The organism is Synechococcus sp. WC10meta (genome assembly GCF_047461475.1).
On sequence record NZ_JANSHF010000031.1, the window covers coordinates 1 to 6,775 of the forward strand.

The 6,775-nt window shown below is 61.5% G+C and carries 7 protein-coding genes; 6 read left to right on the forward strand and 1 reads right to left on the reverse strand.

The features are described from left to right. Window positions 1-62 precede the first annotated feature (62 nt). The 5 genes from cfa to NW804_RS10215 all read left to right on the forward strand — a co-directional run bounded on the left by cfa (window position 63) and on the right by NW804_RS10215 (window position 4,505). On the forward strand, window positions 63-1,238 hold the full coding sequence (gene cfa, locus NW804_RS10195) for a cyclopropane fatty acyl phospholipid synthase (RefSeq protein ID WP_414423472.1): 1,176 nt from the start codon (window positions 63-65) through the stop codon (window positions 1,236-1,238). Window positions 1,239-1,355: 117 nt separating this feature from the next. Next, window positions 1,356-1,799, forward strand: coding sequence for a SufE family protein (locus NW804_RS10200; protein WP_414411002.1), 444 nt, complete (start codon window positions 1,356-1,358; stop codon window positions 1,797-1,799). A gap of 13 nt (window positions 1,800-1,812) precedes the next feature. After that, window positions 1,813-2,886, forward strand: coding sequence for a metal ABC transporter solute-binding protein, Zn/Mn family (locus tag NW804_RS10205; protein ID WP_414423473.1), 1,074 nt, complete (start codon window positions 1,813-1,815; stop codon window positions 2,884-2,886). Further along, window positions 2,883-3,659, forward strand: coding sequence for a metal ABC transporter ATP-binding protein (locus NW804_RS10210; protein WP_414423474.1), 777 nt, complete (start codon window positions 2,883-2,885; stop codon window positions 3,657-3,659). Before NW804_RS10205 ends, NW804_RS10210 begins: the two co-directional genes overlap by 4 nt. Before the next feature lie 9 nt (window positions 3,660-3,668). Beyond that, window positions 3,669-4,505: a metal ABC transporter permease gene (locus NW804_RS10215; protein WP_414423475.1), complete on the forward strand. Its 837-nt coding sequence runs from the start codon at window positions 3,669-3,671 to the stop codon at window positions 4,503-4,505. Here the strand turns inward: NW804_RS10215 and NW804_RS10220 are convergent. Beyond that, window positions 4,502-5,293, reverse strand: a complete 792-nt coding sequence (locus NW804_RS10220) for a hypothetical protein (RefSeq protein ID WP_414423476.1) — start codon at window positions 5,291-5,293, stop codon at window positions 4,502-4,504. The genes NW804_RS10215 and NW804_RS10220 overlap by 4 nt on opposite strands. Before the next feature lie 124 nt (window positions 5,294-5,417). Between NW804_RS10220 and NW804_RS10225 the strand changes: the two genes are divergently transcribed. Continuing rightward, window positions 5,418-6,775: leucyl aminopeptidase (locus NW804_RS10225; protein WP_414423477.1), on the forward strand; the 1,358-nt coding region annotated here is incomplete at its 3' end.

The window sequence follows — 6,775 nt, forward strand, 5'->3', positions numbered from 1 at the left end:
GGGGGGATCCCTAGAAATTGGAAACAACTTGTTGGATCCCTTGCCACCTTGGGGTGTATTTGTTGAGTCAGTTTCCCTGCAGTGAGGGATCCCTAGGGATGGGGAAAGGACTCAACAGCTTGCGCTGGCTGGCGCGTCAGTATGCGCTTCGAGTTCTGGATGCTGCCGGTATAACCCTCAACGGCTCACAGCCCTGGGATATTCAAGTTCACGACGAGCGGCTCTACCTGCGCTGCCTGCTCTATGGATCCCTGGGCTTTGGCGAGGCCTACATGGAGGGCTGGTGGGATTGCGAGGCTATTGACGAGCTGGTTTGTCGTCTCCTGACGGCCCAGGTGCCGCAGCGGGTGGGTTGGCTAATTCAGCCTCTAGTGGCTTTGGACAGTTACTTTGTCAACCGCCAGCGGGGCAAGGGGGCATTTGTGGTTGGCCAGCGCCACTACGACCTCGGCAACGACCTCTACGAAGCCATGCTGGATCGCCGCATGATCTATAGCTGTGCCTACTGGGATGGGGGGGCGCAGACCCTGGACGAGGCCCAGGAAGCCAAGCTGGATCTCATTGCCCGCAAGCTGGATCTGCAGCCCGGCATGCGCGTGCTCGACATCGGCTGTGGCTGGGGCGGCACAGCCCAGTACCTGGCCGAACGCTACGGGGTGCAGGTTGTGGGGATTACTGTTTCCAAAGAGCAAGCCAAACTGGCCAGCGAACGCTGCCGCGGCCTGCCGGTGGAGATTCGGTTAGAAGACTATCGCCAGACCCAGGGAAAGTTTGATCGCATCCTTTCTGTCGGCATGTTTGAACATGTTGGCTACCGAAACTACCGAACGTTTATGCAGGTAGCCCGCCGCTTGTTGAACGACAATGGCTTGTTTCTTCTGCACACCATCGGCAGCAACGTGGCCTACCAGGGGCGGGATCCCTGGATTGAGCGCTACATTTTTCCCAACTCGATGCTGCCCTCGCCTCGTCAAATAACCGCGGCCTTCGAGGGCCTGTTCGTGTTGGAAGACTGGCACAACTTTGGCATCAACTACGTGGCCACCCTAAAAGCTTGGCACGCCAATTTTGAGCGGGCATGGCCAAAATTAGCCGACCGCTACGATGAGCGCTTCCGCCGCATGTGGCGGCTTTACCTGCTAATGAGCGCCGGCAGCTTCAAGGCCCGGGCTAGCCAGCTCTGGCAACTGGTCCTCTCCCCGAGGGGAGTAAAAGGCGGCTATCGCTCGGTGCGGTAGCAAGGTCTAGGATACCCGCCAAGCGCTGGCTGACCTAGGCTGCCCCTGACAGCGTCGGCAGGCTCTGAGGCAGCGTGCTACGATTTTGATTATCATTCTCATTCAGCCAGTGGGTTGATGCCCGAAGCTCTGCGGCAGATTGTGGGTCGCTTTCAAAAGGCCAAAACCCCTCGTCAGAAGTACGAGTTGCTCTTGGCCTATGCCAAGCGCCTGCCCCCTTTCCCCGAGTCGCAGCGGACGGAGGAGAATCTGGTGCGGGGTTGCGCCTCGCGGGTGTGGCTGGCCACCGAATTGAGGGACGGCAAGGTCTACATCCAGGGAGATGCCGATGCCCAGTTGGTCAAGGGCTTGGTGGCCATTCTGGTGGAGGGGCTAAGTGGCCTAGCGCCGGAGGAAATTTTGGGGGTTTCCCTGAATTTCGTGCGGGAGATGGGTCTTAACTTCAGCCTTAGCCCTTCCCGCAGCAACGGCCTGGTGAGCATGTTTGCCCTGCTCCAGCAGCGGGCCTTGACTTTCCAGCAGTTAGGCGCTTCCGACGCTGCCGCCTCTGTTGTCTCGTGAGGTGTTGGGGCCCATGACCAATAGGACTAACTCTCCGCGTTTGGCTCAACCTGTGCGGTCGCTGGTCTTGCTGGTGGCCGCTCTCTCAGTTGGGATCCTGGGCTGCTCACAGACACGCCGGGAAGAGCCCCAGGCCCAGCAGGGATCCGACCCCCCGAAGGTGGTGACCACCATCCTGCCGATGACGCAATTTACCCGCGCCGTGGCGGGGGATCGGGCAGAAGTCACGCCACTCCTTCCCCCTCAGATGGGGACCCACAGCTTTCAGGCTCGGCCCGAAGACGCGCGTCTGCTAGCCCAGGCAGATGTGCTGGTGATCAATGGGTTGGGAATGGAGACCTTTTTGGAGGGATTGCTCGCCAACGCTGGAAACCCCAAGCTGCGCCTTATTGACAGCAGCCAAGGGATCCCGACTCTGCAGACGGAGGAGCCAAAGCATGGCCACGGCCATGGGCATTCCCACAGTCACCCTCATGAGCACAGCCACGGCGAGTTAAACCCCCACATCTGGCTGGATCCGCGGCGGGCCATCCGGCAAGTGGAAAACATCCGCGACGGTCTCATGGCTGCAGATCCCGAGGGGGCAGAGATTTACCGCACCAACGCGGCTGCCTTTATCGAGAAGCTCAAGGCTTTGGACGAGGAAATTGAGCGGCGCCTAGCCCCCTTTGCAGGGAAAAAGTTTGTGGTCTTCCACAACTTTGCCCCCTACTTTGCCGAGCGCTACAACCTCAAGGCTGAGTTTTTGGTGGAGATCCCTGAAGCCAGCCCCTCCCCCGAAGATGTGCGGCGGGTGATGGAGACGGTGCGGGCATCCGGCCTGAAGACGATCCTGGTGGAACCGCAGCTGGGGAGTAACAACCCCTTTGAGGTTTTGGCCAGAGACCTAGGGATCCAAGTTCGCGTTTTCGATCCCATCGAAACGGCTGGCCCAGAGGGTCTGGAGCCGGAGTACTACCTAACCGTCATGCGGCAAAACGTGGAGAACCTGGTCTCCGCCTTTGAGAAGGAAAAGGCCTGGGTTCCCCTGCAGTTGCCCGTGGTGGGCCAAGCTGCCCTCGAACACCTGCTGGCGAGGGGGCGATGACCTCCCACTTGGGCGAAGTTGTCCTTTGGGTGGAGGGGCTGACGGTCTATCGGGGATCCCAGTTGGCCGTGCAGAATGTGTCGTTTGCGCTGGAGGCGGGATCCCATACCGCCATTGTCGGCCCCAATGGTGCCGGCAAGAGCACGTTGGTGCAGGCCATCCTGGGCATCCTGCCGCGGCAGTGTGGCTCGATTTGCATTCTGGGAGAGCCGCTGCGCCTGTCGGGGTACTTGCCCCAGAAAGTGCGGCAGCAGATTGCCTACGTGCCCCAGCGGTTGCAGTTCAACCCCGCCATTCCCCTGACCGTGGCGGAGTTTGTTGCCCTGGGCTGGGGATCCCTCAAACCTCGCTGGCCCTGGCAGCAGCAAGCTGCTCGGCAGGAAGCCGTCCAGAAAGCCCTGCAACGGGCCGAGGCTCTACACCTGGCCTCTAAACTCCTGGGTCAACTAAGCGGCGGCGAGCTGAAGCGGGTGCTGTTGGCCTATTGCCTAGTCTGGCCGCGGCGGCTGCTGGTGCTGGACGAGGCCCCCGCCGGCTTGGATAGCCCCAGCGAAGGGGAGTTCTATCGGATGTTGGAAGAGCTGCGCCGATCCCTGGGCTGGACCATCCTACAAGTCTCCCACGACCTGGAAATGGTGTCCCGCCATTGCGACCGCGTGTTGTGCCTCAATCGCTCCCTGATCTGCCAGGGATCCCCCGAGGTGGCCTTGGCCCCAGAGATGCTGAGCTGCGTCTACAGCCCCGAGTTTGCCCGCTACATCCACCATCACTGAGGAGGGGAAATGCCGGAGACCTGGGCGCGGGTGGTGGAATTGCTGCAGTTGCCCTTCATGCAGCGGGCCCTCCTAGGCGGGGTCCTCACAGGGGTGACGGGGGGACTGCTGGGCAGTTTTGTCATCTTTCGGCAGTTGGCGTTTTTTAGCGATGCCCTGGGGCATTCGGCACTCTTGGGTATTGTCGCGGGAGTAGCCCTGGGGCTGAATCCTACGGCGGTGCTGATGGGGTTTGGGGTGGTGTTTGCCCTGGGCGTGACCTTTATCCTGGAACGCACCCAGCTTTCGCCGGATACGGTGCTGAACATCATCTACTCTTCCTCCCTGGCCCTAGCCATCCTCGGCTTGAGCTTGATCCCTGGCTACCGCGGCAACCTCAACCAACTGCTCTTCGGGGATATCTTGGGCATTGGCCTGCCAGCTTTGTGGATGAGCGGCCTGCTCCTGTTGCTGGCCCTGGGGTACATCGCCCTGACCTTGCCTGCTCAGATGCTGCTTACCCTGGACGAGTCGCTGGCGCGGGCGCGAGGGGTGGAAGTGGGCTGGCAGCGGCTAGCCTTTGTGGTGCTGCTGGCTTTGGTGGTGGCGCTGTCGATCCGCTCGGTGGGGGTGCTGTTGGTGAGCGCCTTTGTGGTCATCCCCGCCTCGACGGCGCGGCTTTTGGGATCCAGCTTTACAACCTATGTGCTGCTGGCCATGGCCTTGGGAGGCTTGAGCGCCGTGCTGGGGATCCTCCTTTCGGCAGCCTTTAATCTGCCCTCCGGACCCAGCATTGTTGCCACCCAGTTGCTCTTTTTTCTCCTAGCAATGGCACTAAAGGGGGTATGGCAACTCCTACGCCTCTAGCTGCCGGCAACCCCAAAAGCCCTCTGAAACGGCCTTTCCCCCCAGACCTGGCCAAAGAGGCGGCGGTAGCTTTCCGGGAAGACCTGGCCCATGAGGGTAGGCTGCTCGTAAACCCGCTTCAGGGTGTTGAGATCCCGTTTGGTGATGGTGGGCACCCGCAGCAGGCGGCGATTGCCAGTAGCCTCGGCGTGGTGGCCGCCGTACATCAGATCCCGCGGGTTGGGACTATGGCCCCACAGCCCTAGCCCATGGCCAATCTCGTGCCGAGCCACTGCCGTAACTTCTGCCAGCCCCTGGCCTTCGACGATAACAATGCGCACCCGCTGCTGCAGCGAACCATCGGCGGCGAAGAAAAACTCTGGGCGGGCTGCCCCCGCTATTCCCTCGCCAATGGGAGGAACGCGGTAGATGCTCATCCCGTAGGAGGCCTCTTCCTCTTTGGCCACCACCTTGAGCGGGATATAGGCCGACCACTCCTTCACCGCCTGCTCCACAAAGGCTTTCCACTGGGGGTGATCCCCCTGGATGTAGACGGGGATGGGGTAGAAGGCCCACTGGGCATAAGCTCCGCCTGGCAGCAGCGGCTCGATCTCTTCGAAGTAGTCTCCCGCCGACTTGTCGTAGGCGTAGCGGGCTAGGCCTGGGGGCAGCTTGAGGCGAACCGGCTGCGGCAGCTCTTCCAGGGGTCTCTGCGCCTGAGCCAGGGATCCCACCCCCCCTACCGCCAGGGCAAGGAGCATTGCGCAGGCAATAACCCCAAGCTGAAGGATGGAACGCCGCCAGACCATACCTTGGGTCTCTCCCTTTCTGATTAAAGGCTATTGACTGGAAAGGCCCATATCCCCTGGCCCAGAAGTGGCAGAATTGGCTACACTGAGAGTCTGCTGTCCCTAGCTTGGCCAAAGGTTTCCCATGCAGCTTCGTCTTGGCGAGCCGCCTCTAACGCAGGCCGAATGTGCCCTGGTCTACTGCTTTGCCCCCAGCGGCGAAAACGGCACCTTCTCGCTGCCTGCTGAGATCGCTTCCCTGGACGAGAAGGTATGGTCGGGGCTGGTGGCGGAAGCGGCTCAGGAACAGAAGTTTCAAGGCAAGCCCAACAGCAGCCTCGCCCTACGCCTGCCAGGGCCTATCCGCAAGCTGGTGCTGGTGGGGCTGGGAGATCCGGCGGCACTAACCCTGGAAGGACTGCGACGGGCTACTGCCAACGGCCTGCGCCAGGCCCACAGCCTTAAAGCCAAGCAGGTAGTGCTGTCTTTGCCGGAAACTGGCTTGGATCAGGGGCGAGCAGTGCAGGCGGTGGTTGAAGCCAGCCTCCTGGTGGCCCACCAGGATAACCGCTTCAAATCTCCCCCCAAGCCCGACGAAGAGCGCGGCTTTGCCGTTGAAGAAGTCACGCTCTTGGTGCCGGGACTGGCCCAGGCCCGCCAAGACTGTGAGAACGCCCTTCAGCGGGCCACCGAGATGGCTGCCGGGACAATCCTAGCCCGCGAACTGGTGGCTGCTCCCGCCAACGTCGTCACGCCTCCTGCCCTGGCTGACACTGCCCGGCAACTGGCCCAAGACTACGGCCTAGAGGTGGAGATCCTGGGGCGGGAAGAGTGCAAAGCCCTAGGCATGGGGGCTTTCCTAGGCGTGGCCCAAGCCTCGGATCTGCCGCCTCAGTTCATCCACCTCACCTACAAGCCCAAAGAAGGGGATCCCGTTGCCAAGTTGGCCCTGGTGGGCAAGGGCCTCACCTTCGACTCCGGCGGCCTCAACATCAAAACCGACTCCCGCAGCATTGCCATGATGAAAACCGACATGGGCGGGGCGGCAGCCGTCTTGGGAGCGGCCCGTGCGCTAGCTGCCCTCAAGCCGCGGGTAGAGGTGCACTTTATCGTCGCCGCCACGGAAAACATGATTAGCGGTCGGGCCCTGCACCCGGGAGACATCCTCACCGCTTCCAACGGCAAGACCATCGAGGTCAACAACACCGATGCCGAGGGCCGTCTCACCCTGGCTGATGCCCTGGTGTTTGCCGAGAAACTAGGGGTGGACGCCATTGTTGACCTAGCGACCTTGACCGGCGCCTGCGTCATTGCCCTAGGAGAGGAAATCGCCGGCCTCTTCACCCCCGACGAGAAGCTGGCCCAGGAGCTGCAGCAGGCAGCCAACCTCTCGGGCGAGAAGATTTGGCGCTTACCCCTGGAAGAGAGCTATTTCGAGGGCCTCAGCTCCACCGTAGCCGACATGAAAAACACTGGCCCCCGCTCTGGCGGCTCCATCACTGC

Excerpts from the sequence above, each read along its gene's own strand:
- NW804_RS10200 (WP_414411002.1), top strand. The coding sequence starts at position 1,356 with ATGCCCGAAGCTCTGCGGCAGATTGTGGGTCGCTTTCAAAAGGCCAAA.
- NW804_RS10215 (WP_414423475.1), top strand. The coding sequence starts at position 3,669 with ATGCCGGAGACCTGGGCGCGGGTGGTGGAATTGCTGCAGTTGCCCTTC.
- NW804_RS10220 (WP_414423476.1), bottom strand. The coding sequence starts at position 5,293 with ATGGTCTGGCGGCGTTCCATCCTTCAGCTTGGGGTTATTGCCTGCGCA.
- NW804_RS10205 (WP_414423473.1), top strand. The coding sequence starts at position 1,813 with ATGACCAATAGGACTAACTCTCCGCGTTTGGCTCAACCTGTGCGGTCG.
- NW804_RS10210 (WP_414423474.1), top strand. The coding sequence starts at position 2,883 with ATGACCTCCCACTTGGGCGAAGTTGTCCTTTGGGTGGAGGGGCTGACG.